The following is a 25,411-nucleotide window of genomic DNA, read 5'->3' as shown; positions in this document are numbered from 1 at the left end:
GGCGGTTCAGGACTGCAGGACTTCGGAACTTCGGAACTTCGGGCTTCAGGACTGGGGCGCGCGCGGTTTGCGCGTGCGCTGCGGAGGGTGCGTGAGCCGCTTCTCCAGGAGGCTCGCGGCCTTGCGCAGGGCGTCGAGCCGGCCCTCGGGCCCGCCCACGAAACGCTCCTTGGCGCCGCCGAGGCTGAGGCTGCCGTAGGGCTCGCGGCCCAGGAAGACCGGCACGGCGACCGTCGCGATCCCGGCGTCGTACTCACCGACCGTCCAGGCGTACCCCTGGGCGCGCACCTGCACCAGCTCCCGCTCCAGCTCGTCCGGGTCGGTGACCGTGCGTTCGGTGAAGCGGGCCATGGGCCGGCCGCGGAAGAGCCGGTGGCGCTGCTCGTCGGGCAGGAACGCGTAGAACGACTTGGCCGTGGCTCCGGCGTGCGCCGGGTACAGCTCGCCGACCAGCGGGTAGTAGCGCAGCGGCCCGGACTCGCCCTCGACGGCCGCGACGCAGCGCATGTGGAAGCTGTCCGGCAGACAGAACAGGACGGTGTCGCCGGTCGCCCGGCCCAGCTCCTCCAGGACGGGCGCGGCGAGCAGTTCGAGCGAGCCCGAGCGCTCCCAGAGCCGGCCGAGCCGGAGCACGGCGGGCCCGATGCGGTAGCGACGGGTGGCCGGGTCGGAGACCAGGAAACCGCGGCCCGCGAGTGTCGAGAGCAGCCGCTGGGCGACCGAGGTGTCCCAGCCGAACTCAGCCGCCACCTCGGTCACGCCCCAGTCGGGCCGCGTCCGCTCGAAGGCGAGCAGCACCAGCAGGGCGCGGTCGACGGTCTGCAGCGCACCCGCGGGCGTCTTGCGGTCCAACGGGATCTCACTCATCGCATCTCACCATTCAGACCTGAATTGCAGATAACGGGAAACAGTTGCCGACAACGCTAACCGATCCCGAATCTGCTGTCAGCACCACCCGACCTGGAGTGAGTGTCGGGAGCGAGAGAGGCCGCCCAATGCTGAAGTACGTCCTTGACATCGTCGAACTCCTCGACGACCCGAACGCCGACGGCAAACGCGCCGTGGAGTACCTCGACTCGGTTGCGGGCCCCGAGGGCTCCGGCGCCGAGGTCACCACCGTCACCGGCGAGCGCGGCTCGACCGACTTCCTGCTGGTACGCATCCCGGGCAGTACGGGACGTACGAGCGGCGGCCCGTCCCGCACGCTCGGCGTGGTCGGCCGCCTCGGCGGCGTCGGCGCCCGGCCCGAGATGACGGGTCTGGTCTCCGACGCGGACGGCGCCGCCGCCGCGCTCGCCACCGCGGCCAAGCTGCTCGACATGCGCCGCAAGGGCGACGTGCTGCCGGGCGACGTCATCGTCGCCACGCACATCTGCCCGGACGCGCCCACCGCGCCGCACGACCCGGTCCCCTTCATGGACTCCCCGGTCGACATCGCCACGATGAACCGGCACGAGGTCACCGGCGAGATGGAGGCCGTGCTCTCCATCGACACCACCAAGGGCAACCGGATCATCAACCACAAGGGCCTTGCCCTGTCCCCCACCGTCAAGGAGGGGTGGGTCCTGCGGGTCAGTGAGGCGCTCGGCGAGCTGCTCGCGGTCGTCACGGGTGAGCCCTTGGTCACATACCCGGTGACCACGCAGGACATCACGCCGTACGGTAACGGTGCACATCACATCAATTCGATCCTCCAGCCGGCCACGGCGACCCCCGCTCCGGTCGTCGGCCTCGCGGTCACCTCGGCCGCCGCGGTCCCCGGCTGCCAGACCGGCGCGAGCCATGAGACCGACATCGCCAGTGCCGCGCGCTTCGCCGTCGAGACGGCCAAGGCGTACGGGGGCGGCCGCCTCGACTTCCACGACGAGGCCGAGTTCGACAACCTCGTGAGCCGCTACGGCTCCCTGTCCCACCTTCAGACCCTCGGCCATGAGAGCCGTGAGCCCCGGGAGTCCTCATGACCGCCACAGACACCGAGACCAAGCGGCTCGGCAGCGACGACTACTCGCTGACCCGTGTCCCGCGCGACCAGCGCCTCGGCTTCTGGACGATGCTGCTCCAGTGGCTCGCCCAGTCGGGCTCCATCTCGCAGTTCACGCTGGGCGCCACCATCGGCGTCGGCATGACGTTCGGGAACGCGTTCCTCGCCTTCACGCTCGGCGCGGTCATCCTCGAAGTGGTGATCTTCGCGATCGGCCTGGCCGGCATGCGCGAGGGACTCGCGACCCCGATGCTCACCCGCTGGATCGGCTTCGGCCGCAACGGCTCCGCGCTGGTCAGCTTCGTCATCGCGGTCAGCCTCGTCGGCTGGTTCGGCGTGCAGAACACGATCTTCGGCAACAGTGTGTCCGCGCTCGTCGGCGGGCCGTCGTGGGTGTGGTGCGTCGCCGCGGGCCTCGCCATCACGGTCCTGGTCATCTTCGGCTTCCGCTACATGGCGCTCTTCGCGAAGATCGTCACCCCGCTGTTCTTCGCCCTGGTCGCCTGGTCGGTCACGAACGCCCTGATGGACCACTCCGTCGGCGACCTGATCAGCTCGCCGGCACCGGGTCAGACGATCCCGCTCGCCGTCGCGGCCACCGCCATCGCGGGCGGCTACATGACCGGCGCGATCGTCTCCCCGGAGATGACCCGCTACAACCGCAAGGGCTCGCACGTCTTCCTGCAGAGCGCCTCGTCGATGATCCTCTCCGAGTACATCGTCGGCCTCACGGGCGTGCTGCTCGGCCACCTGGTGAAGTCCAGCGAGGTGTCGCACATCGTGCTCTCCACCTCGGGCGCCTTCGGTGTGATCGTGGTCCTGATGTCCACCGCGAAGATCAACGACTGGAACCTGTACGGCTCCTCGCTCGGCGTCGTCAACTTCTTCCAGGTCGTCTTCGGCAAGCGCCTGCACCGCGGCGCCGTCACTGTCGCGCTCGGCCTCGCGGGCACCCTGCTCTCGGCCGTCGGCATCATGACCCACTTCACCGAGTTCCTGTCCGTGCTCGGCGTCGCCATCCCGCCCATCGGCGGCATCATCGTGGCCGAGTACTGGGTCGTACGGCGCATGCGCAAGCCGCTCGACGAGACCCGCGAGGCCGGGACGCTGCCCGCGTCCTCGCCGACCTGGGTGCCCATGTCCATCGTGATCTGGATCGCCGCGTTCTGCGTCGGCAAGTACGTGACGGTCGGCATCCCGGCGCTCAACTCGCTGGCCACCGCCTTCGTCCTGTACGCCGTCCTCGGCCTCCTCGGCCTCGTGCGGCCGTACGGCACCTCCGCCCTGGACGACGAGGACACCACCGTCCCCGCCGCCCCCGAAGCGACCCCCGTGGGAGCGGCATGAACACCCCCAGCGCCCTGACCCCCGCATCCGAAGAGGCCCAGGCCGAGGTCGTCGGGCTGTGCGCGGAGCTGATCCGCTTCGACACGTCCAACCCGACGAGCGACGAGCGCGCCTGCGCCGACTGGGTCGTGGACCGCCTCGCCGAGGCCGGCATCGACTCGACGCTCGTCGAGAGCGCGCCGGGCCGGGCGAACGTCATCGCCCGTATCCCCGGCGCGGACAGCACCCGCGGCGCCCTCCTCGTGCACGGCCACCTCGACGTCGTGCCCGCCGACGCCGCCGAGTGGCAGGTGCCGCCCTTCTCCGGCGAGATCCGCGACGGCTACCTGTGGGGCCGCGGCGCGATCGACATGAAGGACACGGTGGCCGTCATGCTGGCCACCGCCCGCCACTTCGCCCGCACCGGCACCCGCCCCTCGCGGGAGATCGTCCTCGCGTTCCTCGCCGACGAGGAGGCGGGCGGCAAGTTCGGCGCGCACTGGCTCGTCGAGCACCACCCGGAACTCTTCGCGGGCGTCACCGAGGCGATCGGCGAGGGCGGCGGCTTCTCGTACGCGATCGACGACACCCGGCGCCTCTACCCCATCGAGAACGCCCAGCGCGGCATGGCCTGGATGGAACTCACGGCGACCGGCCGCGCCGGCCACGGCTCGTCCCCCAACGACGAGAACGCGGTCACCGACCTCGCCGAGTCCCTCACCCGCATCGGGCGGCACACGTTCCCCATCCGCCTGATCGAGCCCGTACGGGCGCTGCTGGCCGAGGCCGCCGAGCTCAAGGGCGTGAAGATCGACTTCGAGGCCGAGGACCTCGACGCCGAACTCGCCGAGCTGGGCCCGGTCGCCGACTTCATGCAGGTGGTGCTCCGCAACTCCGCGAACCCCACCATGTTCACGGCCGGCTACCAGACCAACGTCATCCCCGGTAAGGCCACCGCCCGCGTCGACGGCCGCTTCCTGCCCGGCCACGAGCAGGAACTCGTGGACACCATCGACGAGTTGCTCCTGCCGTCCGTGCGGCGCGAGTGGGTCAACCACGACATCGCCATGGAGACGACGTTCGACGGCCCGCTCGTCGACGCCATGTGCGAGGCCGTGCGCGCCGAGGACCCCGACGGCCACCCGGTCCCGTACTGCAACCCGGGCGGCACCGACGCCAAGGCCTTCACCAAGCTGGACATCCGCTGCTTCGGCTTCAAGGGCCTCAAGCTGCCGCACGACCTGGACTACGGCCGCCTCTTCCACGGCGTCGACGAGCGCGTCCCGCTGGAGGGCCTGCGGTTCGGCGTCCGCGTCATGACACGCCTCTGGCAGAGCTGCTGACCCGCAGCTCAGCCCCCTCGATCGCCCCTGACCCGGGCTCACCCCCCGTACGCCCCCGCCGCAGCCGGCGACGGGGGCGTACGGCAACATGAGCGGACCTCACCCACGCCTACGACAGGGGACCCCATGAGCGCGGCGCCCAAGCCGGAGATCCTCGCCGCCTTCGAGGCCGCCAAGGGGTTCATGCCTCTCGGCGAAGGGCTGGCGCTCTACGCGGCCGCCGCCGAGGCCGCCGCGCTGGGCCTGCCGCTCCTGGAGGTCGGCACATACTGCGGGCGCTCCACGATCCTGCTCGCCGACGCGGCCCGCCAGGCCGGCGTGAGCGCGCTCACCGTGGACCACCACCGCGGCAGCGAGGAGCAGCAGCCGGGCTGGGACTACCACGACCCGGAGACCGTGGACCCGGTCGTCGGCCGCATGGACACCCTCCCCACGTTCCGGCGCACGCTGCACGCGGCCGGCCTGGAGGACCACGTCGTGGCCCTGGTGGGCCGTTCCCCGCAGGTCGCCGCCGTCTGGGGCGGCAAGCTCGGCCTCGTCTTCATCGACGGCGGCCACACCGACGAGCACGCCACAGCCGACTACGAGGGCTGGGCCCCGCACGTCGCCGAGGGCGGCCTGCTCCTCATCCACGACGTGTTCCCGGTCAAGATCGACGAATGGACGGGCCAGGCCCCGTACCGCATCTACCTCCGGGCCCTGGAATCCGGCGCGTTCACAGAGGTCTCGGCGACGGAATCCCTGCGCGTCCTGCGCCGAACGGGCACCGGGATCTGAAGAAGGACCGTTAGGCTCACCCACGTGTCATACGTAGGTCCGGACAGTGACGGTTTCTTCGACGGCGACGGGGACGGCCCCCGGCGGCCGCGCCGGTTCAGCGGCGGTCCGCTGACCGTGACGCTCGCCGCGCTCGTGCCCACGGCTCTCGCCGGGTGGCTGATCTGGCAGGTGGCGGGCGGCCCGGGCGAGAACGAGCCCGCGAAGACCCTGCCCGCGGCGAGCCAGTCGTCATCGGCGGGCACGGATACCTCGTCCCCCTCACCGTCGAAGTCCGACGACGGCAAGAAGGGCGACGGGTCGCCCAGCACCACCCCGTCGAAGTCGAAGCCGCCCGCCTCCTCCTCGAAGCCCGCCGGATCCGGCCCCCTCAAGGGCAAGGTCGTCGTCATCGACCCGGGTCACAATCCGGGCAACTTCCAGCACGCCACGGAGATCAACCGGCTCGTCGACATCGGGACGAACCGCAAGGAATGCGACACGACCGGCACCTCCACCAACGCCGGTTACACCGAGGCCCAGTTCACCCTCGACGTCTCGCGCCGGCTGCGCACCCTGCTCCAACAGCAGGGCGCCACCGTCGAGTTGACCCAGAACGGCGACCGCTCCTGGGGCCCGTGCGTGGACGAGCGCGCCCGGATCGGCAACAAGGCGCACGCGGACGCCGTGATCTCCGTGCACGCCGACGGTTCCGCGGCGGGCAACCGCGGCTTCCATGTGATCCTTCCCGCATCCGTGAACTCCGGTTCCGCGAACACCACGGCGATCGCGGGCCCCTCGCGCGATCTCGGCGAACGCGTCGCGGGCAACTTCCTGCGCGCCACGGGCTCGGCCCCCTCCAACTACATCGGCGACGGCACCGGCCTCGACGTGCGCAAGGACCTGGGAGGCCTCAACCTCTCGACCGTGCCGAAGGTGTTCATCGAGTGCGGCAACATGCGCGACGCGAAGGACGCGGCTCTGTTGACGAGCGGCGCGTGGCGGCAGAAGGCGGCGCAGGGGATGTCTGACGGAATCGTGAGTTTCCTGCGCGGGTAGTTCTCACCCTGCGGATCTCGGCAGACACCCCCGCCGCGCGGACGATAGTGTCTCCCTACGATGTGGGGCCACCCCCGCGCTTCGCACGGCACATCAGCGACAGCGACGCCTCCGCCGACGACCGGACGACTGACGAAGGACCTGAAGTGAATATCCGCTCCCTCACTCGAGGCGACGGCGTGGTGATCGGAGCAGCGGTGTTGCTGTTCATCGCCTCGTTCCTCGATATCTATTCGATCGACGGGAACTCCAGCAACGAAAGCCTCCCGAACGCCTGGGAGAGCGCGCCGCTCCTGTTCAGCGTCTTCCTCGCGGGCGTCATCGCCGCGGTGCTGATCGTCGTCGCCCGGGGGCTGCCCACCGTGCCGAAGGTCGCCGGTCTCGACCTCGGCCAGTTCGGCATCGCGCTCGCCGTGTTCGCGGCATGGAGCGCGCTGGGGAACATCTTCGACCCGGCGGGTGGCTGGAACAACATCGGCACGTTCCCGGACGACGCGTTCGGTGCCGGTACGGGCGCCATCCTCGGCCTGATCGCCGCTCTCGTGCTCGCCGGTGCCGCTGTCGCGACGCCGCTCGTGCCCGCGCTGAAGGGTGCCCTCGTCGGCGCCCCGCGTCCGCAGGCCCCGCAGCCGTACGGCGCACAGCCTGCCGGTGCCTACGGCTACCCGGGTGCCCAGCAGCCGGGCCAGCCCTACGGCGCCCAGCCGGGTCAGCCGGGTCAGCCCGGGCAGCCGGGCCAGCCCTACGGTGCCGCCCAGCCGCAGCAGCAGGCGGCGCCCGCGCCGCAGGCCGCGCAGGCCCCGGCCGGCGACTTCTCGCCGTTCTGGTTCGCGGTGCCGGTGCCGCGTCCGCTGTACGCCGAGGACGGCTCCCCGACGCCGATCGCCGAGCTGGCGCCCGGCACGTGGTACCTGGCCGTCGAGCAGCGCGGCCCCGGCCTGGTGGCCCAGACGCAGGACGGCCGTCGCGGCGTCCTCCAGGACACGACCGGGATCCAGCGCGGCTGACGTCGCCCCGGCTTCCGCGTCACGGCCCCTCACCCGTCTTCCGGGTGGGGGGCCGTTGTCGTACAGTCGCCCCGGAACCACAAACTGACAGTGCGTCAGAAATGGGAGCGGCCATGCGACTCGGACTCGCGCTCGGTTACTGGGGCCGCGGTCCCGACCCGCGCCACCTCGAACTCGCCCAGGAGGCCGAGCGGTTGGGCTACGACTCGGTGTGGACCGCCGAGTCCTGGGGCAGCGACGCGTTCACGCCGCTGACGTGGATCGCGGCGCACACCTCGCGTATCCGCCTGGGCACGGCGATCGCGCAGATGGCGGCCCGCTCCCCCACGACGACGGCGATGCACGCGCTCACCCTCGACCATCTGTCCGGCGGCCGCATGATGCTCGGGCTCGGCCTGTCGGGGCCGCAGGTGGTGGAGGGCTGGTACGGGCGGCCGTTCCCGAGGTCCCCGCTCACGGCGACCCGCGAGTACGTGGACGTGGTGCGGCAGGTCCTGCGGCGCGAGGGCCCGGTCGAGGTGGACGGCCGCTTTCATGCGCACCCCTATCGCGGCGAGGACGCCACCGGCCTCGGCAAGCCGCTGAAGCCGATCACGCATCCCCTGCGCGCCGATCTGCCGATCCTGCTCGGCGCCGAGGGCCCGAAGAACATCGCGCAGACGACCCGTATCGCGGACGGCTGGCTCCCGCTGTACTGGTCGCCGACGCGCACGGACGCCTACGAGGCGTCCCTCACGGACCTCCCCGAGGACTTCGTGATCGCGCCGATGGCCCGCGTCACGGTCTGCGACGACGTCGCGGAGGGGCTGCTGCCGGTGAAGGCGATGCTGGGCTTCTACATCGGCGGCATGGGCCACGCCAAGCGCAACTTCCACGCGGACCTGATGGCGCGCATGGGGTACGCGGACGAGGCCCGCCGGGTCCAGGAGCTCTTCCTCGCGGGACGGCGCGAGGAAGCCGTGCTGGCCGTGCCGGACGCCTTCGCCGACGAGATCTCGCTGGTCGGCCCGCGCGGGCGCATCGCCGAACGTCTTGAGCTGTGGCGCAAGGGCCCGGTCACCGACCTGCTGGTCCTGGCCCCGGACCCGCACACACTGCGGGTCCTGGCCGAGCTCAACTCGTAGCCCCGCAAACCAAGTTGAGGAGTCGGCACTACGAGCCCGAGGACAGCTCCTTCGCCGACGGCACCTTGTCCTTCACCTCGGCGCCCGCGCTCTTGCCCGCATCCTTCACCGAGTTGATGACATCGTCGAAGGAGTTGACGGCGGCGCCGTCGCCCTTGCGCAGCTTGGACGGCAGGTCCTTCAGCTTGTCGATGCCCGCCGTGAGCGGCGCGACGGCCTTGGAGAGCAGCGGGTCGCCCTTCGCGTTCTTCACGGCCGCCTTCAGCCTGTTGTACGCGAACGCGCCCGCGACACCCGCCTTGACGAGGGCGAGCTTCCGCCCGTGGGCGCCCTTCTTGAACTTGCCCTTGCGGTACGGCTTCACGATCCACTGGTAGGTCGCGCCGGCCGCGAGCCCCGCGTTGGCGACGAAGCGCGTCTTGGCGAACTTCTGCTTCTCGGCGGAGCTGCTGGCGGTCGGTTCCGCCACATCCGCGGCCACGGTGGCCGACTCCTTGGCCTTCTTCGTGTCGTTGCTGCTGCACGCCGTCCCGCCCACGAGGAGCGCGGAGCTGACGGTGAGCGCCACGACGGCGCGGCGTATGGGCAGGGTGGAACCGGTCACGACGAACCTCCAGGGCACAGTGCTGCTGCTCCCTGGCAGCGTCCCCCGGGCCCCATGGCCGTGCCACTCGGGCGAGCCCGTACGGGTTTCACCCGCCGTGGAGCGGTAACCAGTGCTTCATGTCTCCCAGCCAAGCAACGCGAGGCACCAACCAAGCCGCGACGATCGTCATGGTCGTCGCCGACATCCTGGCCGCGATCCTCGGCCTGTGGATCCTGATGTACCTGCTGGAAGCCAACCGCGGCAACGACCTGGTGCAGTTCATCCACGACGCGGCCCTGTGGCTAGCCGGCTGGTCGCACGACCTGTTCACGTTCGACGACGAATGGGCGCGGGTGGTCGCGGGCTACGGCCTGGCGGCGCTGGTGTACCTGTTCGTCGGGCACTTCGTCGCCGGCCGGCTGCGCCGCTACTGAGCGGGGCTTCCCTCACAGCAGTCCGGTTCGAAGCCCGCCGGGAGGCGGCCGCCGAACACCGAGCAGGTTGCCTCGTCGCCGCCGAGCGCGGCGACGGCGAGCAGCACCGAACCGGCTGTCCAGGCGGTCAGTTCCAACGGCCAGACCGCCCGGTCGTCGAAGACGTAGCCGGTCCAGTACAGGCCCGACTCCGGGTCGCGCAGGTGCTGGATCGACTGGAGGATCTCCAGAGCACGGTCGGACTCGCCCACCGCCCACAGGGCGAGGGCGAGTTCGGCGCTCTCACCGCCGGTGACCCACGGGTTGGGGACGACGCAGCGCACACCGAGCCCGGGGACGACGAAGCGGTCCCAGGACGCCTGGATGCGCTCCTCCGCCTCGGCGCCGGTGAGGGCGCCGCCGAGGACGGGGTAGTACCAGTCCATCGAATAGCGGTCCTTGTCGAGGAACCGCTCGGGGTGGCGGCGGATCGCGTGCCGCAGGCTGCCGGCCGCCAACTCCCAGTCGGGCTGGGGCTCTTCGCGCTCTTCGGCGATGGCGAGGGCGCACCGCAGCGCGTGGTGCACGGACGAACTGCCGGTCAGAAGCGCCTCGTTGACGGGTGTCCCGTCCGGCTCGCGCTTCCAGCCGATCTGCCCGCCGGGCTGCTGGAGCCGCAGGACGAACTCCATGGCCGCGTACACGGTGGGCCAGATGCGGTCGAGGAAGGCGTCGTCGCCGGTGGAGAGGTAGTGGTGCCAGGCGCCCACGGCGACGTAGGCGACGAAGTTCGTCTCGCGGCCGTGGTCGGTGATGTCACCGGCGTCGCCGTCGGCGTAGGCCGCGTACCAGGAGCCGTCCTCGTTCTGGTGGCGGGCGAGCCAGTCGTAGGCGCGCTCGGCGGCGTCGTGCTCGCCGGCCGCGTCGAGGGCCATGGCGGCCTCGGTGTGGTCCCACGGGTCGAGGTGGTGGCCGCGGAACCACGGTATGGCGCCGTCCTCGCGCTGCACGGCGAGGAGCCCGCGGACGGTCGCGGCGGCCTGCTCGGCGGTCAGTACGCCGGGCAGGACGAGGTGTTCGGTCTTCTCCGGGCTCGTCACGCCTCGGCCTTGGGCAGGTGCGGCTTGGTGGCGTACGCGACGAAGCTCTTGCCGACGACCGGGTTGAGGAGCTGCTCGGTCACCCGGGTGAGCGCCGGCTTCTTCATGATGTCCCAGACCAGGAGCTTGTGGTACGCCCGCACGGGCAGCGCCTTGTCGTTGTCGACGCCGAACGCGCACTTCAGCCACCAGTACGGCGAGTGCAGGGCGTGCGCGTGGTGGGTGCCGTACGGCTTGAGGCCCGCCTCGCGCATCTTGCCGAGGAGTTCGTCCGCCTTGTAGATGCGGATGTGGCCGCCTTCGACCTCGTGGTAGGCGTCGCTGAGGGTCCAGCAGACCTTCTCGGGGCCGTAGCGGGGCACGGTCACGGCGATGCGGCCGCCCGGCTTGAGGACGCGGACCATCTCGGCGAGCACGCCCTTGTCGTCGGGGATGTGCTCCATCACCTCGGAGATGATGACGACGTCGAACGAGGCGTCCGGGAAGGGGAGGTTGAGGGCGTCGCCCTCCATGGCGGTGGCGGTGGCGCCGGCGGGGGCCTCACCGGCCTCCTTCATCGCAGCGAACCACTTGGCGACCTCGCGGATCTCCTCGCCGTTCTGGTCGAGGGCGACCACCTGGGCCCCGCGCCGGTAGCACTCGAACGCGTGCCGCCCGGCTCCGCAGCCGAGGTCGAGGACGCGGTCGCCTGCGGCGAGCGGGAAGCGGGTGAAGTCGACGGTCAGCACGTGGCCCTGCTTTCGCGGTCGGATCCTGCACGTTCGAGAGGGGTGGTGGCCGCGGCGCCGGTGGTCCGGCCGGCCGAGCGGGCGATGGACTCGCGGTAGAGCTCGGCGGTGCCGAGCGCCGCGCGGGCCCAGGTGAAGTTCCCGAGGACGCGTTCGCGTCCGGCGGCGCCGAGCCGCGCCCGCAGCCGCGGGTCGTCCAGGAGTCTGCCGAGCGCGGTGGCCAGCGCGCCCGCGTCGCCGGTGGGCACCGCGAGGCAGGTCTCCCCGTCGGGCCCGGCGACCTCGGGGATCGCTCCGCCGGTGGTGGCGACCAGGGGGGTGCCGGTGGCCATGGCCTCCGCCGCGGGCAGCGAGAAGCCCTCGTACAGGGAGGGCACGCAGGCGACCTCCGCCGACCGTACGAGGTCGACGAGTTCGGCGTCGGTGATGCCCTTGACGAAGGACACGGCGCCTTCGAGGCCGTACTTCTCGATGGCCGCGGCGACGGGCCCGTCCTCGGCGCGCTTGCCGACGACGACGAGGTGGGCGGCCGGGTTCTCGGTGCGGACCTTGGCGAGCGCCTCGACGAGGAAGACGAGTCCCTTGAGGGGGACGTCGGCGCTGGACGTCGTCACGATGCGGCCCGGCACCTCGGCGACCGAAGGGTCGGGCGAGAACAGGTCGGTGTCGGCGCCGATGTGTACGACGCGGATCCGGTCCTGGCGCACGCCGAGGTGGTCGACGATCTCCTGGCGCGAGGTCCCGGAGACGGTGAGCACGGACGGCAGGCGGCGGGCGACGCGCTTCTGCATCCGCGTGAACGCGTACCAGCGCCGTACGGAGGCGCGCCGCTTCCAGTCGGGCGCGGCGTCGATCTCCAGCTGCCGGTCGACGGTGATGGGGTGGTGAATCGTGGTCACGAGGGGCGCGCCGAGCGCGGCGGGCCCGCCCAACAGGCCGTAGCCCAGCGTCTGGTTGTCGTGCACGATGTCGAACTCGCCGCGCCGCGCCCGCAGATGGCGCCGGGCGCGCAGCGAGAACGTGAGGGGTTCGGGGAAGCCGCCGGTCCACATGGTGCCGACCTCGAGCGCGTCCACCCAGTCGCGGTACTCGTCGCGCTTGGGGGTGCGGAACGGGTCGGGGCTGCGGTACAGGTCGAGGCTGGGCAGCTCGGTGAGCCGGAGCCCCAGCAGGTCCTCGCCGTCGTCGAGGACGGGGTACGGCTGGGAGCCGATGACCTCGACCTGGTGCCCGAGCCGGGCGAGTTCGCGGGACAGATGGCGTACGTAGACGCCCTGCCCGCCGCAGAACGGGTTCCCCTTGTACGTAAGGAGAGCGATGCGCAACGGACGGTCACCGTCGGCGGAGGAGCGGGCCCGGGGGCCCGCCTCCATGGCCTCAGCGGTCACTCGTGGCCCCCTTCTCGCGGCACGTTCACGCGAGACTACGCGTGGGCGGTAATCTAGAACAAGTTTCAGAGTTGCCGGCTCTTTGATCCTTCAAGGAGCACAGAATCTACCGGCAGGTAGCCTCGCTGTAACGCTCGGATCAGGTGATTCGCGCCACGACGGAGCCCCCGCTCCCCTGCCATGATGAGCCTCTCGAAAACACCGGATTACGGCTTGACAGCCACGGAACGGGACACATGACAGCGGAAGCGAAGACAGCACATCCGGCGTCGCCGCCCCTCACCGAGCGCCAGGAGGCGCGCCGCCGCCGCATCCTGCACGCGAGCGCCCAGCTGGCCAGCCGCGGCGGGTTCGACGCGGTGCAGATGCGTGAGGTCGCCGAGTCCTCGCAGGTCGCGCTCGGCACGCTGTACCGGTACTTCCCGTCCAAGGTGCATCTCCTCGTGGCCACGATGCAGGACCAGCTCCAGCACATGCACGCCACGGTCCGCAAGCGCCCGCCCTCGTCCGACCTGCCCTCGGAGCGGGTCGCGGAGACCCTGATGCGGGCCTTCCGCGCGCTCCAGCGCGAGCCGCACCTCGCCGACGCGATGGTGCGCGCCCTGACCTTCGCCGACCGCAGCGTGAGCCCCGAGGTCGACCAGGTCTCCCGTCAGACGACGGCGATCATCCTGGACGCCATGGAACTCGACGACCCGACACCGCAGCAGCTCTCCGCGGTCCGCGTCATCGAGCACACCTGGCACTCGGCGCTCATCACCTGGCTGTCGGGGCGCGCCTCGATCGCCCAGGTGAAGATAGACATCGAGACGGTGTGCCGGCTGATCGACCTCACCACGCCGGACGCGAATAAATAGGCGCCCCGGCGGGACGCCGGCCCCGGGCCGTGAGCGGCGCCCGGGGCACGCGAAAGACCTACGAGACGGGTTCCCTGCGCCGGCATGGTCCGGATCAGGTGTTAGGGGTCGCCTTCCGGCTCTGCTACTGCCTTCCGGCCTCTCAGCCCTACCGTCGACGTCGGCTACGGCGGATGCCGTTTGCGTCACGCCACAGTCGGCTACTCCGGTGGGACTCCCTCACTCGCCTCATAGGCCAATTACCACAATAGACCGCCCATGTCATGACGCAACCCGCCAAAGGGGATTTTTTTATTCTTCCGGCGGGAAGACCGACTCCCCGCTGCCGAGGAGCGTGATCATGACGGCCTCCACGGGGCAGCCCTCCGCCGCCGCCAGGATCTTCTCGTTGGCGTCGGCCTCCGCCTCAAGAGGGCGGGACTGCCTGCCGGAGTCGAGACGGAAGGCGTCCGGGGCGTGGTGGACGCACTGGGCCGAGCCGATGCACACGCCCCGGTCGACCTCTACGTGCCAGCGGTCCCCCATCACGCCTCCCAGCCGGCCGGCAGATGGATCATCTTGTGCTCCAGGAAGGCGCTGTATCCCTCGGGCCCGAACTCCCGGCCGAGACCGGAGTTCTTGTAGCCGCCGAAGGGGCCGAGCATGTCGAGGCTGAAGGTGTTCACGCTGTACGTGCCGGTGCGCACCTGCCGTGCGACGTCGATGCCGTGCGCGACGTCGGCCGTCCACACACTGCCGCTGAGTCCGTAGTCGGAGTCGTTGGCGATCTTCACCGCCTCGGCCTCGTCGCCGTACGGGAGCAGGCAGATGACGGGGCCGAAGATCTCCTCGCGGGCGATGCGCATCGAGTTGTCGACGCCGCCGAAGAGGGTCGGCTCCACGTACCAGCCCCGGTCGAGCCCGGCGGGACGGCCGCCGCCGGTGAGGATCTTGGCGCCTTCCTCCTGTCCGATGCGGATGTAGTCGAGGGAGCGGCGCTGCTGGCGCTCGGCGACCAGCGGGCCGACCTGGGTCGCCGGGTCGAGCGGGTCGCCGACGACGAGCGCGGCCGCCGCCTCCGTGAGGGCTCCGGCGAACTCGTCGTAGCGCGAGCGGGGCAGGAGGATGCGGGTCTGGGCGACGCAGGCCTGGCCGTTGTTCATCCAGGCGGACTGGACGAGGCCGGGGACGGTCGTCGCGAGGTCCGCGTCCGGCAGGACGACAGCCGCGGACTTGCCGCCGAGTTCGAGGGTGACGTGGGTGAGGCCCCGCGAGGCGACCTCCATGACGCGCCGGCCCGCGGCCACGGATCCGGTGAAGGAGACCTTGTCGACGCCGGGGTGCCCCACGAGGTACTCGCTGACCTCGCGGTCCGCGGGAAGGATGGACAGGACCCCCTCCGGAAGGCCCGCCTCCTTCGCGATCTCGCCGAGCAGATACGCGTCGAGCGGCGATTCCGGGGACGGCTTGAGGACGACGGTGCAGCCTGCGAGCAGCGCGGGCGCGAGCTTGGCGGCGGCCACGAACTGCGGGACGTTCCACGGGACCACGGCCGCCACGACGCCGACCGGCTCGCGCCGCACGAGGATCTTCCCGAGCGCGCCGTCGCGCGTCTCCTCGTACGTGAAGTTCTTCGCGACGGTGATCGCGGAGTCCCACACCATCATCGCGCCGAGGGCCTGCGCGAGGACGCTCCATGAGTACGGGGAGCCGTTCTCGGAGGAGATGAGGCGGGCGATCTCCTCGTGCCGTACGGCGATCGCGTCCTTGATGCGGGTGACGACCGCGATGCGCTCCTCGAGCGGGAGCCGCGGCCAGGGGCCCTCGTCGAACGCCGTACGGGCGGCGGCCACCGCGCGGTCGACATCGGCGGGCGCGGCGTGCGGCACGCGCCCGAAGACCTCTCCGGTGTGCGGGGAGATCACCTCGATGACGTCCGTGCCGGACGGCTGGGTCAACTCCCCGCCGATGTAGAGCTGTCCGTGCTCCACGAACTCGTGCTCAAGCCGTTCCTCATGCCCGGTCATGACCGACCGCCTCTCGCGGGAAAGTTTTCTGACACTGCATCAGAACCTCTGGAAACTGATACCAGTTCCAGTTCCAGGAGTCCACGGATCGGCACGGCGACCGTCGCGCAACAAGTCGACCCGGGCGACCATTGGAACAAGTTCTATTACAGTGGCGGGAGTTCGAGGTCGTCGTACGAGAGGTGGGGCCCGATGACGCAGGTGACCGACCACGGCGGAGGCGTCTGGTCCCTTCGGGTGCCGATCCCCGACAACCCGCTCGGCTTCACCCTGGTCCACCTCCTCGACACGGACCGCGGGCCCGTCCTCATCGACACCGGCTGGGACGACCCCGAGTCGTGGGACGCGCTCACCGGGGGGCTCGCCGCCTGCGGCACGAGCGTCGGTGAGGTGACGGGAGTCCTGATCACCCATCACCACCCCGATCACCACGGCCTTTCGGCCAAGGTGCGCGAGGCGTCCGGCGCCTGGATCGCCATGCACGAGGCGGATGTCTCCGTGGTGCGCCGCACCCGGGAGAACCCGCCGGAGCGCTGGTACGCGTTCATGGCCGCGAAGCTCGCCGCGGCCGGCGCCCCCGAGGAGCACATGGCGCCGCTGATCGCCGCCCGCGACTCGGGCCGGGCCCGCAGCCTCCCGGGCCTCGCCCCCGCTCTCCCCGACCGCACCATCACCCCGGGCGATCTGCTCGACCTGCCGGGCCGCCGCCTGCGCGCGATCTGGACGCCCGGCCACACCCCGGGCCATGTCTGCCTGCACCTGGAGGAGGACCACCCCGCCGGGCTCGCGGGCAACGGCCGCCTCTTCTCCGGCGACCATCTGCTCCCGGGCATCACCCCGCACATCGGCCTCTACGAGGACCCCGACGACGCCACGGTCACCGACCCGCTCGGCGACTACCTGGACTCGCTGGAACGCGTCGGGCGCCTGGCCCCCGCCGAGGTGCTCCCGGCCCACCAGCACACCTTCACCGACGCCCCCGCCCGCGTACGGGAGCTGCTCGACCACCACGAGGAGCGCCTCACCGGCCTGCTCACCCTGCTCGCCACCCCGCTCACCCCCTGGCAGCTCGCCGAGCGGATGGAGTGGAACCGGCCGTGGGAACAGATCCCTTACGGGTCGCGCACCATCGCGGTCTCGGAGGCCGAGGCGCACTTGCGCCGGCTGGTGAAACTGGGCCGCGCGGAGGCGGTCGCCGGGAGCGACCCGGTGACGTATGCACCGGTCTGACCTACGCACTTGACCTGTACTTTACCGGCGTTGCGCGATCTTTACCGGGTGTGCGAAACAGCCTGCCCGACGGGCCTTCCTCCGCATGGTCGGCGGGTGGCAACAGGCGTAATGTCTGGCATCTCAGAACTGGACCGACAAGGGGGCGGCCACCGATGGCGCCGGACGAGGCCGTGGTCGGCTGTACGGGGAAGCTGGTCATCGCCACGCGCGGAGCCGAGGGCCCGGGCGAGGTACTGGTGCGGGTGAGGGGCGGCAGCGAGGCGTTTCTCGCTTGGTCCGACGAACCCATGGAGCGCGGGTCGACGGTCCTGGTGATCGAGTCCCGCGGCACCCGCCAGGTCGTCGTCATGGCCTGGAGCGATCCGTCGCTCGACGACGAGCGGACCGACGGCTCCGGCGACACGGGTGACGCCCGCTAAGGAGACTGAAGGATGTTCGGATATCGCGTTCCCGCTCCCGATGAGGCGATGCTGATCTCGGGTGGCAGGCGGGGACTTGGGGGAGCGCCGTTCCGGGTCGTGACGGGACACGGAAAATTCGTCCTGCCCATCTTCCGCAAGACCCGCTTTCTGTCCTTGGCCATGTCCGAGGCCGAGGTCGTCGAGAAGTGCGTGACCCGGCAGGGCATCGCCCTGACCGTGCGCGCCGTCATCGCGTTCAAGGTCGGCAACGACACGGAGTCCATCGTCAACGCCGGCCAGCGCTTCCTGTCCGACCAGGACCAGATGTCGGTCCTGACCGGCCGGATCTTCGCGGGTCACCTGCGCTCCATCATCGGCTCGATGACGGTCGAGGAGATCGTCACGGAGCGGCAGAAGCTCGCCGCCGAGGTGCTCGACACCTCGAAGGCCGAGATGGCGAAGATCGGGCTGATCGTGGACTCGCTCCAGATCCAGTCCATCGACGACGGCAACACCGGCTACATCGACGCGATGTCCGCCCCGCACAAGGCGGCCATCCAGCGGCAGGCCCAGATCGCCCAGGCGCAGGCCACCCAGGCCTCGACCCAGGCGGAGCAGGAGGCCCAGCGCAACCAGGCCGAGTACGCGCGGCAGACCGCCGTCGTCCAGGCCGAGTACAAGGCCGAGGTGGACCGCGCGCAGGCGGCGGCCGCCCAGGCCGGGCCGCTGGCCCAGGCGCACGCCGAGCAGGAGGTCCTCGCGGCGCGCACCGAACTGGCCGAGCGGGCCGCCGAACTGCGCCAGCAGCAGCTGGTGGCCGAGGTCGTGAAGCCCGCGGAGGCGGACGCCGAGCGGATCCGCGTGATGGCCATCGCCGAGGCCGAGCGGATGAAGATCCAGGCCGCGGCGGCGGCGTCGTACGACCGGGTCGCGCTCGACCGGATGCTGATCGACCAGCTGCCGCAGATCGTGAAGGAGGCGGCCGGCGGTCTCAAGGGCGCCAACGTGAACGTGCTCAACGGCGCGGACGGCCTCGGTGAGATCGCGGCCGGACTCGTCGGCCAGGGTCTGACCATCCTGGACTCGGTCCGCCGCAACCTGGGCGGCCCGGACGGCGACGCCAAGAAGAGCGGCGGCGAGATGGAGATCCAGCGGTACCTGGGGGCGGCGTCGAGCCCGGTGGACGGTCGCGACGGCCGTGACAGCGGCGACGACGGGCCGGTCGACATCCGCTAGGCACTGGCGTCATCAGCTGGGCGCACTCGTCCCGAAGGGCCGGGGCAGACTTCGGTCTGTCCCGGCCCTTCGGGCACCCCGGGGGAGGTCCCCTACGGGCCGGTACAGTGGGCAGGTCGTCATCATGCCCGCACGGGGGGAAGCCGGTGCGAATCCGGCGCTGACCCTTCCCCAAGCTCTCGGCTCCGCTCGAGCAGGGGAGACCCCAATCCGTGAACCACGTAAGTGGTGAGCCGGACTGCCCCGTGCGGCGCGTGACCGGCTCGCGTCATCGGCCCCCGCCGGTGGCCGGCACCGTCGAGGCATACGGAGCCGGAGCCGCCCGGTGCCCGCGTGTGCCGTGCGCCCGGCTCCCCGCAGGGAGAGGCACCCGCCCCACCATGAACATTCGCCGCAGCGCCGCGCTCGTGGCGGCCACCGCCGTCATCGGCATGGCCACCGCCCCGGCCGCCCTCGCGGACGGCTCCGCGCCCTCCGCGTCCCCCTCGGTGGCGATCCCCTCCGGGCTCTACGGGAAGGGCGACCCGACGTACGACGGTGTCTGGCGGCAGTCGATCGCGCTGGTCGCGCAGGACACCGTCGGTGTGAAGCCCGCCGACAAGGCCGTGGACTGGCTGACCGGGCAGCAGTGCACGAACGGCGGGTTCGCCGCCTTCCGCGCCGAGCCGGGCAAGGAGTGCGACAAGAAGACGCTCGTCGACAGCAACAGCACGGCCGCCGCGGTGCAGGCCCTCGTCGCGGTCGGCGGCCGCGAGGGCGAGGTCACCCGCGGCGTGGACTGGCTGAAGAAGGCGCAGAACGGCGACGGCGGCTGGGGCTACAACCTCGGCATGGACAGCGACGCCAACTCGACCGCCGTCGTGATCGGCGCGCTCGTCGCGGCCGGTGAGAAGCCCGCCGACGTGAAGTCGGGCCGCGGCAAGACCGGCCAGGACGCCTTGGCCGCGCTCGCGCTCCCCTGCTCGGACGCCAAGGACGGCGGCGCGCTCGCCTATCAGCCCGACAAGAAGGGCAAGCTGGCCGCCAACGCGGACGCCACCGCGGCCGGCGTGCTCGGCGCGCTCGGGTCCGGCATGGCGCCCGGCAAGGGCAAGGCCCCGGACAGCTACGTCTGCAAGGACGGCAGGACGGCCGGGGACCTCGCGCACAACGCCGCCGTCTACCTCCAGGGCCAGCTCAGCACCCGCCTGTACCTGAAGGCCGTCACCCCGGGCAGCACCAAGTCGCAGCCCGACTACGGCAACACCGCCGACGCGGTCACCTCGATCGCGGCCGCCGAGGGCGTCAAGTACACGAAGGACCCGTACGCCTGGCTGGAGAAGAACGCCGGGGGCTGGGCCGAGCAGTCCGGTCCGGCCGCCTACGCCCAGCTGATCTTCGCCGCGCACGCGACGGGCAACGACCCGCGTGACTTCGGCGGCACGGACCTGGTCAAGGCCCTGAACGCGACGGGCCCCGCGCCGTCCTCCACGAAGGCCGCCACGGCCGACGAGAAGAAGAAGGACGACGACGGCGGCATCAGTGTCTGGTACGTCGTCGCCGTCGCGGCCGTCGCCGGTATCGGCATCGGCTTCCTGTTCAGCGGCCGCAAGAAGCAGCAGCTGTGACCACGTACCGCCGCCGAAGCCTGGCCGTTCTCATATCGGGCGTGCTGTGTGCACTCGTCGCGGGGGCGGGCCAGGCGCAGGCGACCGGCTATCGCTACTGGTCGTTCTGGGACCGCGACGGCTCCGCTTGGGTGTACGCCTCGCAGGGCCCGTCGACGGCCCGCCCGTCGGACGGCGATGTGCAGGGGTTCCGGTTCTCCGTGAGCGAGGACTCGCAGGACTCGGCGAAGCCGCGCGGGGCTGCTTCCTTCGACGCCATCTGCGCGGACACTCCGGCGAAGGGCGGCGAGAAGCGGGTGGCGCTCGTCGTCGACTTCGGCACGGCGCAGGACGCGCCGTCCGGTGAGACGCCGCCGAAGGCGCGTACGGCGTGTGCGCGCGTCGCGGACGACGCGACCAGCGCGGAGGCGCTCGCCGCCGTCGCGAAGCCGCTGCGCTACAACAACCAGGCGCTGCTGTGTTCCATCGCCGGCTTCCCGAAGACGGGCTGCGGCGAGCAGGTGTCTTCCTCCAAGGGGACTTCCGAGGGGACCGAGCCGGGCACGTCCAAGGACGCGGCGTCCGACGGCGGTGGCCCCTCCGTCGGCCTGATCGCGGGCGGCGCCGCCGTCGTCGTGCTCGGCGCGGCCGCGGCCTGGCAGGCCCGCCGCCGGCGCGGCTGAGGCAGGCACGGCTGACGCAGGCACCTGACCACGGACACGGACACGACGATTCGATGAGCAGCACCGGCGCAGGTTCACCGCACCCCGCCCCGCGTACGCGCCTCGCGCGCGACCCGGGGACGGGGCCGTCCGCGCGCCGTCGTCCGCTCGCCGCTCCCCGGGTCCACCGCTCGAACGCGCTGCACCCAGGCGCTTGGTGGCTCTGGGCGCTCGGGCTCGGCACGGCGGCGTCCCGGACGACGAATCCGCTGCTGCTCGCGCTGCTCATCGGGGTGGCCGGGTACGTGGTGGCCGCGCGGCGCACGTCGGCGCCGTGGGCGCGCTCGTACGGGGCGTTCGTGAAGCTCGGGCTCGCGGTGATCGGGATCCGGCTGGTGTTCGCGGTGTTCCTGGGGTCGCCGATCCCGGGCACGCATCTGCTCGTCACGCTGCCCGAGGTGCCGCTGCCCGAGTGGGCGCAGGGGGTGCGGATCGGTGGCCGGGTCACGGTCGAGGGCCTGGTGTTCGCGCTGTACGACGGCCTGAAGCTGGCCGCGCTGCTGATCTGCGTGGGCGCGGCGAACGCCCTCGCGAGCCCGGCCCGCCTCCTCAAGTCCCTGCCGGGCGCGCTGTACGAGGCCGGGGTCGCCGTCGTCGTCGCGATGACGTTCGCGCCGAACCTGATCGCCGATGTGCGGCGGCTGCGCGCCGCGCGCCGGCTGCGCGGCCGGCCCGACAAGGGGCTGCGGGGCCTGGCGCAGGTCGGTCTTCCCGTCCTTGAGGGCGCACTTGAGCGGTCGGTGGCGCTGGCCGCCGCGATGGACGCGCGCGGGTACGGGCGCACGGCCGAGGTCCCGGCCGCCGTGCGCCGGGCCACCGCGGTGCTGACGCTGGGCGGCCTGGTCGGGGTGTGCGCGGGTACGTACGGGCTGCTGACCGCGGACGGCGCGCGGTACGGGCTGCCCGTGCTGCTCGCCGGGGTGGCGGCCGCGCTCGGCGGGCTCTGGCTCGGCGGGCGCCGCTCGGTCCGCACCCGGTACCGGCCCGACGTGTGGGGTGTGCGGGCGTGGCTCGTCGCCGCGTCGGGGGCGGCCGTCGCCGCCGTGATGATCCGGGCCGGTTCCTACGATCCCTCGGCCCTGGCGCCCGGCGTCGTGCCGCTGGCCGCGCCGACGCTGCCGCTGTGGCCCGCGGCCGGGGTGCTGCTCGGACTGCTCCCGGCGTTCGTGGCGCCCGCGCCGCCGCTCGCCGAAACGCCCTCGAAGGAGGCTTCATGATCCGGTTCGAGGACGTCTCGGTGACGTACGACGGGGCCGCGACACCCACGGTCCGTGACATTCGACTCGACGTGCCCGAGGGCGAGTTGGTGCTGCTCGTGGGCCCTTCGGGCGTCGGCAAGTCGACGCTGCTCGGCGCGGTGAGCGGGCTCGTGCCGCACTTCACCGGGGGCACACTGAGCGGGCGCGTCACCGTGGCGGGGCGCGACACCCGTACGCACAAGCCGCGGGAACTCGCCGACGTGGTGGGCACGGTGGGGCAGGACCCGCTCTCCCACTTCGTCACCGACACGGTCGAGGACGAACTCGCGTACGGCATGGAGTCGCTCGGGCTCGCGCCCGAGGTGATGCGGCGCCGCGTCGAGGAGACCCTCGACCTGCTCGGCCTCGCCGATCTGCGCGACCGTCCCATCGCGACGCTGTCCGGCGGGCAGCAGCAGCGCGTCGCCATCGGCTCCGTCCTCACCCCGCACCCGCGGGTCCTGGTCCTCGACGAGCCGACGTCCGCGCTCGACCCGGCCGCCGCGGAGGAGGTCCTCGCGGTGGTGCAGCGCCTGGTGCACGACCTCGGCACGACGGTCCTGATGGCCGAGCACCGGCTTGAGCGGGTCGTGCAGTACGCGGACCAGGTCGCGCTCCTCCCAGGACCCGGCGAGCCCCTGCTGCTCGGCGCGCCCGCCGAGATCATGGCCGTATCGCCGGTGTTCCCGCCGGTCGTGGACCTGGGCCGCCTCGCGGGCTGGTCACCGCTGCCGCTGACGGTGCGGGACGCGCGGCGCAGGTCCGGGAAGCTGCGGGAGCGCCTGGCGGGGCACGAGCCGCGCGAGCCTCATGAGCAGCCGCGGGCCACTGCCTCCCCCGACTCCCGCCGGTCCCCGCTGCGCCGCACTCGCAAGCAGCCCGGGGTGACCGCCGTCGCCGAGGTCGCGGGGCTCGCGGTGCGGCGGGGGCGCGTCGAGGCGCTGCGCCACGTCGACCTCACGGTCGGGCCCGGCGAGATCGTCGCCCTGATGGGCCGCAACGGCGCCGGCAAGTCCACTCTCCTGTCCACCCTGGTCGGCCTGGTCCGCCCGTCGTCCGGCACGGCCCTGGTGGGCGGGGTGGTCCCGCACCGCACGGGCCCGCGCGACCTGATCCGCCGCGTCGGCCTGGTCCCGCAGGAACCGCGGGACCTCCTGTACGCGGACACGGTGGCCGCCGAGTGCGCCGCCGCCGACCATGACGCGGGCGCGGGTCCGGGCACCTGCCGCGCCCTTGTCTCGCGGCTGTTGCCCGGCATCGCGGACGACACCCACCCCCGTGACCTCTCGGAAGGCCAGCGCCTCACGCTCGCCCTGGCGATCGTGCTGACGGCCCGCCCTCCGCTGCTCCTGCTCGACGAGCCGACGCGCGGCCTCGACTACGCGGCGAAGGCCCGCCTGATCACGGTCCTGCGCGGCCTCGCGGCCGAGGGGCACGCCGTCGTCCTGGCCACGCACGACGTGGAACTGGCCGCCGAGCTGTCCCACCGCGTCGCCGTCCTCGCCGACGGCGAGATCGTGGCGAACGGGCCCACGCCCGAGGTGGTCGTGGCCTCCCCCGCCTTCTCCCCCCAGGTCGCCAAGGTCCTGGCCCCGGGCGAGTGGCTCACGGTGGCCCAGGTCCGCGAGGCCCTGGAGTCCGCGGGCGGGCCGGAGGAAAGGGCATGAAGACCGCACCCGGGACCGGGCGCCCCGACCGCCAGGCCCGCGCCGTACGTCTCGGCCCCCGCTCCGTGGTGGCCCTGCTCCTCGTGAGTGCCGTGGGGGTGGCCGCCTTCGGGTGGCCGCTGCTCGCGGGCCCTTCGTCGCAGGTCAGCGCACATGCGCAGGACGCGCCCTGGCTGTTCGCGGGGCTGCTCGTCCTGCTGGTGGGCGTGGTGGCGGCCGCCGTCTCCGAGGGCGGGGTCGGGCCCAAGGCAGTGGCGATGCTCGGGGTGCTTGCCGCGACGGGCGCCGCGCTGCGCCCGATCGGGGCGGGGACCGCCGGGATCGAGCCGATGTTCTTCCTGATGGTGCTGAGCGGGCGGGTGCTCGGGCCGGGCTTCGGGTTCGTGCTCGGGTCCGTGACCATGTTCGCGTCCGCGCTGCTCACCGGCGGTGTCGGTCCGTGGATGCCGTTCCAGATGCTGTCGATGGGCTGGTTCACGATGGGCGCGGGTCTGCTCCCCGGCCCGGACCGGCTGCGCGGCCGCGCCGAGGTGCTGATGCTGGCGGCGTACGGGTTCCTCGCCGCGTTCGCGTACGGCACCGTCATGAACCTGGCCGGCTGGCCGTTCCTGGACTCGCTGTCGTCGAGCGTCGCGTTCCAGGCGGGCGCCCCGCTGCACGAGAACCTGGTCCGCTTCCTCGCCTACTGCCTGGCCACGTCGCTGGGCTGGGACCTGGGCCGGGCAGCCCTGACCGTCGTCCTCACCGTCACCGTCGGCCCGGCGCTCCTGAGGGCGCTGCGGCGGGCCACGCGCCGGGCCGCGTTCGAGGCCCCGGTCACATTCGAGGGCACCGAGCCGTAGGGCTTCACGCGCGCTGCGTCACCGAGACGTGCCCGCGCCGTGAAGCACCGCACATGACCCACGTCACCTACGAGGCGCGGCCGTAGACGCGGAGGCTTGACGCGTCCCCACCAAAACACCCTCCGACCTGGGCAATGAGAGCCAGGTCACCTAGGGGACATTTCGACTACATACGACCTCAACTAGCAAAAGGGTCAATTGCCACCGTTGTCCGGGCCTGTTTCTCTGGAGCAGTCGCAAGGCGCCGACAGCCCCCGCCAGGGCCCCGGCGCCTCTGTACGCCGCAGGGCGTACGAAGCGGCCCCTGTCCCCCACGGAAGGATCACGCTTTGTCCGCCACCATCCTCCGCCGCATCGCCGCTCCGAAGAAGGCCCTCGCCGGTGTCGCCCTGGCTGCCGCCACGGCCGGTATGGTCATGGCCGCCGCCCCGGCGTCGAACGCCGCGGCCACCTCTTCGCCGAAGGCGATCGCCCAGCAGAAGATGAGCGCCGAACAGTTTGCGTGCTTCGACAAGATCGTGTCCCACGAGAGCGGCTGGAACGTCAACGCGACGAACGCGTCGTCCGGCGCCTACGGCCTGGTCCAGGCCCTGCCCGCCCACAAGATGGCCTCGGCCGGCGGCGACTGGAAGACCAACCCCGAGACCCAGATCAAGTGGGGCCTCACCTACATGAACGAGCGCTACGGCAGCCCCTGTGGTGCCTGGTCCCACTGGCAGTCCGCAGGCTCGTACTGAGCCCGGCCGGCCCCCAGCCGACCTGAGAAGGCGGCACCCTCCCCCCGTGGGAGGGTGCCGCCTTCGTCGTGCGTT

25 protein-coding genes are annotated in these 25,411 nt (G+C 71.8%); 18 read left to right on the top strand and 7 right to left on the bottom strand.

Annotation, left to right across the window (positions count from 1 at the left end):
* Positions 1-45: 45 nt before the first annotated feature.
* Entirely contained in the window at positions 46-867 is an 822-nt protein-coding gene (locus OG574_RS31720) for an IclR family transcriptional regulator (protein ID WP_326775995.1), read from the bottom strand.
* A 128-nt stretch (positions 868-995) separates the two neighbouring features.
* On the opposite strand from OG574_RS31720, the gene OG574_RS31715 reads away from it, so the two are divergent.
* The 7 genes from OG574_RS31715 to OG574_RS31685 all read left to right on the top strand — a co-directional run bounded on the left by OG574_RS31715 (position 996) and on the right by OG574_RS31685 (position 8,596).
* The gene (locus OG574_RS31715) at positions 996-1,961 is read left to right on the top strand and encodes a DUF1177 domain-containing protein (protein WP_326775994.1); all 966 of its coding nucleotides are present in this window, start codon (positions 996-998) and stop codon (positions 1,959-1,961) included.
* Complete coding sequence (locus OG574_RS31710; RefSeq protein WP_100592008.1) at positions 1,958-3,328, top strand: cytosine permease; 1,371 nt, start codon at positions 1,958-1,960, stop codon at positions 3,326-3,328. The genes OG574_RS31715 and OG574_RS31710 overlap by 4 nt, the downstream gene beginning before the upstream one ends.
* Positions 3,325-4,650, top strand: a complete 1,326-nt coding sequence (locus OG574_RS31705) for a M20/M25/M40 family metallo-hydrolase (RefSeq protein WP_326775993.1) — start codon at positions 3,325-3,327, stop codon at positions 4,648-4,650. The genes OG574_RS31710 and OG574_RS31705 overlap by 4 nt, the downstream gene beginning before the upstream one ends.
* Before the next feature lie 126 nt (positions 4,651-4,776).
* On the top strand, positions 4,777-5,427 hold the full coding sequence (locus tag OG574_RS31700) for a class I SAM-dependent methyltransferase (protein ID WP_326775992.1): 651 nt from the start codon (positions 4,777-4,779) through the stop codon (positions 5,425-5,427).
* A 24-nt stretch (positions 5,428-5,451) separates the two neighbouring features.
* Entirely contained in the window at positions 5,452-6,465 is a 1,014-nt protein-coding gene (locus OG574_RS31695; RefSeq protein ID WP_326775991.1) for an N-acetylmuramoyl-L-alanine amidase, read from the top strand.
* Positions 6,466-6,611: 146 nt separating this feature from the next.
* Positions 6,612-7,472 (top strand): hypothetical protein, encoded by an 861-nt coding sequence (locus OG574_RS31690; RefSeq protein ID WP_326775990.1) that lies wholly within the window; start codon positions 6,612-6,614, stop codon positions 7,470-7,472.
* 113 nt (positions 7,473-7,585) lie between these two features.
* Positions 7,586-8,596, top strand: a complete 1,011-nt coding sequence (locus OG574_RS31685; protein ID WP_100592566.1) for an LLM class F420-dependent oxidoreductase — start codon at positions 7,586-7,588, stop codon at positions 8,594-8,596.
* A 28-nt stretch (positions 8,597-8,624) separates the two neighbouring features.
* On the opposite strand, the gene OG574_RS31680 is transcribed toward OG574_RS31685, so the two are convergent.
* Positions 8,625-9,200 carry a hypothetical protein gene (locus OG574_RS31680; protein ID WP_234374152.1) on the bottom strand — a complete coding sequence of 192 codons (576 nt, stop codon included), beginning with the start codon at positions 9,198-9,200 and terminating at the stop codon, positions 8,625-8,627.
* 119 nt (positions 9,201-9,319) lie between these two features.
* Here OG574_RS31680 and OG574_RS31675 point away from each other — a divergent pair, with 119 nt between their 5' ends.
* On the top strand, positions 9,320-9,616 hold the full coding sequence (locus tag OG574_RS31675; protein ID WP_266564765.1) for a hypothetical protein: 297 nt from the start codon (positions 9,320-9,322) through the stop codon (positions 9,614-9,616).
* Here the strand turns inward: OG574_RS31675 and OG574_RS31670 are convergent.
* The 3 genes from OG574_RS31670 to OG574_RS31660 are packed head-to-tail and all read right to left on the bottom strand — an operon-like array spanning position 9,610 to position 12,811.
* The gene (locus OG574_RS31670) at positions 9,610-10,695 is read right to left on the bottom strand and encodes a prenyltransferase/squalene oxidase repeat-containing protein (protein WP_326775989.1); all 1,086 of its coding nucleotides are present in this window, start codon (positions 10,693-10,695) and stop codon (positions 9,610-9,612) included. The genes OG574_RS31675 and OG574_RS31670 overlap by 7 nt on opposite strands.
* Positions 10,692-11,423, bottom strand: coding sequence for a class I SAM-dependent methyltransferase (locus tag OG574_RS31665; protein WP_326775988.1), 732 nt, complete (start codon positions 11,421-11,423; stop codon positions 10,692-10,694). The genes OG574_RS31670 and OG574_RS31665 overlap by 4 nt, the downstream gene beginning before the upstream one ends.
* Positions 11,417-12,811 carry a glycosyltransferase family 4 protein gene (locus tag OG574_RS31660; protein ID WP_326775987.1) on the bottom strand — a complete coding sequence of 465 codons (1,395 nt, stop codon included), beginning with the start codon at positions 12,809-12,811 and terminating at the stop codon, positions 11,417-11,419. Before OG574_RS31660 ends, OG574_RS31665 begins: the two co-directional genes overlap by 7 nt.
* A gap of 236 nt (positions 12,812-13,047) precedes the next feature.
* On the opposite strand from OG574_RS31660, the gene OG574_RS31655 reads away from it, so the two are divergent.
* Entirely contained in the window at positions 13,048-13,668 is a 621-nt protein-coding gene (locus tag OG574_RS31655) for a TetR family transcriptional regulator (RefSeq protein ID WP_326775986.1), read from the top strand.
* Positions 13,669-13,959: 291 nt separating this feature from the next.
* Here the strand turns inward: OG574_RS31655 and OG574_RS31650 are convergent, their stop codons facing one another.
* Positions 13,960-14,193, bottom strand: a complete 234-nt coding sequence (locus tag OG574_RS31650) for a ferredoxin (protein WP_326775985.1) — start codon at positions 14,191-14,193, stop codon at positions 13,960-13,962.
* The gene (locus tag OG574_RS31645) at positions 14,193-15,674 is read right to left on the bottom strand and encodes an aldehyde dehydrogenase (RefSeq protein ID WP_326775984.1); all 1,482 of its coding nucleotides are present in this window, start codon (positions 15,672-15,674) and stop codon (positions 14,193-14,195) included. The genes OG574_RS31650 and OG574_RS31645 overlap by 1 nt, the downstream gene beginning before the upstream one ends.
* 192 nt (positions 15,675-15,866) lie before the next feature.
* Between OG574_RS31645 and OG574_RS31640 the strand changes: the two genes are divergently transcribed.
* The 9 genes from OG574_RS31640 to OG574_RS31600 all read left to right on the top strand — a co-directional run bounded on the left by OG574_RS31640 (position 15,867) and on the right by OG574_RS31600 (position 25,336).
* The gene (locus tag OG574_RS31640) at positions 15,867-16,904 is read left to right on the top strand and encodes an MBL fold metallo-hydrolase (RefSeq protein ID WP_326775983.1); all 1,038 of its coding nucleotides are present in this window, start codon (positions 15,867-15,869) and stop codon (positions 16,902-16,904) included.
* A 155-nt stretch (positions 16,905-17,059) separates the two neighbouring features.
* Entirely contained in the window at positions 17,060-17,326 is a 267-nt protein-coding gene (locus OG574_RS31635; RefSeq protein WP_326775982.1) for a hypothetical protein, read from the top strand.
* A gap of 12 nt (positions 17,327-17,338) precedes the next feature.
* Entirely contained in the window at positions 17,339-18,544 is a 1,206-nt protein-coding gene (locus OG574_RS31630; RefSeq protein WP_100591995.1) for an SPFH domain-containing protein, read from the top strand.
* 380 nt (positions 18,545-18,924) lie between these two features.
* Positions 18,925-20,151 carry a prenyltransferase/squalene oxidase repeat-containing protein gene (locus tag OG574_RS31625; RefSeq protein WP_326775981.1) on the top strand — a complete coding sequence of 409 codons (1,227 nt, stop codon included), beginning with the start codon at positions 18,925-18,927 and terminating at the stop codon, positions 20,149-20,151.
* The gene (locus OG574_RS31620) at positions 20,148-20,813 is read left to right on the top strand and encodes an SCO2322 family protein (protein WP_326775980.1); all 666 of its coding nucleotides are present in this window, start codon (positions 20,148-20,150) and stop codon (positions 20,811-20,813) included. Before OG574_RS31625 ends, OG574_RS31620 begins: the two co-directional genes overlap by 4 nt.
* A gap of 53 nt (positions 20,814-20,866) precedes the next feature.
* Entirely contained in the window at positions 20,867-22,069 is a 1,203-nt protein-coding gene (locus OG574_RS31615) for an energy-coupling factor transporter transmembrane component T (protein WP_326775979.1), read from the top strand.
* The gene (locus OG574_RS31610) at positions 22,066-23,757 is read left to right on the top strand and encodes an ABC transporter ATP-binding protein (RefSeq protein WP_326775978.1); all 1,692 of its coding nucleotides are present in this window, start codon (positions 22,066-22,068) and stop codon (positions 23,755-23,757) included. Before OG574_RS31615 ends, OG574_RS31610 begins: the two co-directional genes overlap by 4 nt.
* Complete coding sequence (locus tag OG574_RS31605) at positions 23,754-24,599, top strand: ECF transporter S component (RefSeq protein WP_100591991.1); 846 nt, start codon at positions 23,754-23,756, stop codon at positions 24,597-24,599. Before OG574_RS31610 ends, OG574_RS31605 begins: the two co-directional genes overlap by 4 nt.
* A 329-nt stretch (positions 24,600-24,928) precedes the next feature.
* Positions 24,929-25,336 carry a transglycosylase SLT domain-containing protein gene (locus OG574_RS31600; protein WP_234374151.1) on the top strand — a complete coding sequence of 136 codons (408 nt, stop codon included), beginning with the start codon at positions 24,929-24,931 and terminating at the stop codon, positions 25,334-25,336.
* The last annotated feature ends 75 nt before the right edge of the window (positions 25,337-25,411 follow it).

This window comes from Streptomyces sp. NBC_01445, from assembly GCF_035918235.1.
GTDB lineage: Bacteria > Actinomycetota > Actinomycetes > Streptomycetales > Streptomycetaceae > Streptomyces.
Note: the sequence above shows the minus strand (reverse complement) of the source record. Positions and strands in the feature narration are given on the sequence as shown.

Bases quoted from the DNA above. Each gene is read 5' to 3' on its own strand.
- OG574_RS31720 (WP_326775995.1), bottom strand. From the start codon at position 867: ATGAGTGAGATCCCGTTGGACCGCAAGACGCCCGCGGGTGCGCTGCAG.
- OG574_RS31715 (WP_326775994.1), top strand. From the start codon at position 996: ATGCTGAAGTACGTCCTTGACATCGTCGAACTCCTCGACGACCCGAAC.
- OG574_RS31710 (WP_100592008.1), top strand. From the start codon at position 1,958: ATGACCGCCACAGACACCGAGACCAAGCGGCTCGGCAGCGACGACTAC.
- OG574_RS31705 (WP_326775993.1), top strand. From the start codon at position 3,325: ATGAACACCCCCAGCGCCCTGACCCCCGCATCCGAAGAGGCCCAGGCC.
- OG574_RS31700 (WP_326775992.1), top strand. From the start codon at position 4,777: ATGAGCGCGGCGCCCAAGCCGGAGATCCTCGCCGCCTTCGAGGCCGCC.
- OG574_RS31685 (WP_100592566.1), top strand. From the start codon at position 7,586: ATGCGACTCGGACTCGCGCTCGGTTACTGGGGCCGCGGTCCCGACCCG.
- OG574_RS31675 (WP_266564765.1), top strand. From the start codon at position 9,320: ATGTCTCCCAGCCAAGCAACGCGAGGCACCAACCAAGCCGCGACGATC.
- OG574_RS31655 (WP_326775986.1), top strand. From the start codon at position 13,048: ATGACAGCGGAAGCGAAGACAGCACATCCGGCGTCGCCGCCCCTCACC.
- OG574_RS31650 (WP_326775985.1), bottom strand. From the start codon at position 14,193: ATGGGGGACCGCTGGCACGTAGAGGTCGACCGGGGCGTGTGCATCGGC.
- OG574_RS31645 (WP_326775984.1), bottom strand. From the start codon at position 15,674: ATGACCGGGCATGAGGAACGGCTTGAGCACGAGTTCGTGGAGCACGGA.
- OG574_RS31640 (WP_326775983.1), top strand. From the start codon at position 15,867: ATGACGCAGGTGACCGACCACGGCGGAGGCGTCTGGTCCCTTCGGGTG.
- OG574_RS31635 (WP_326775982.1), top strand. From the start codon at position 17,060: ATGGCGCCGGACGAGGCCGTGGTCGGCTGTACGGGGAAGCTGGTCATC.
- OG574_RS31630 (WP_100591995.1), top strand. From the start codon at position 17,339: ATGTTCGGATATCGCGTTCCCGCTCCCGATGAGGCGATGCTGATCTCG.
- OG574_RS31625 (WP_326775981.1), top strand. From the start codon at position 18,925: ATGAACATTCGCCGCAGCGCCGCGCTCGTGGCGGCCACCGCCGTCATC.
- OG574_RS31615 (WP_326775979.1), top strand. From the start codon at position 20,867: ATGAGCAGCACCGGCGCAGGTTCACCGCACCCCGCCCCGCGTACGCGC.
- OG574_RS31610 (WP_326775978.1), top strand. From the start codon at position 22,066: ATGATCCGGTTCGAGGACGTCTCGGTGACGTACGACGGGGCCGCGACA.
- OG574_RS31605 (WP_100591991.1), top strand. From the start codon at position 23,754: ATGAAGACCGCACCCGGGACCGGGCGCCCCGACCGCCAGGCCCGCGCC.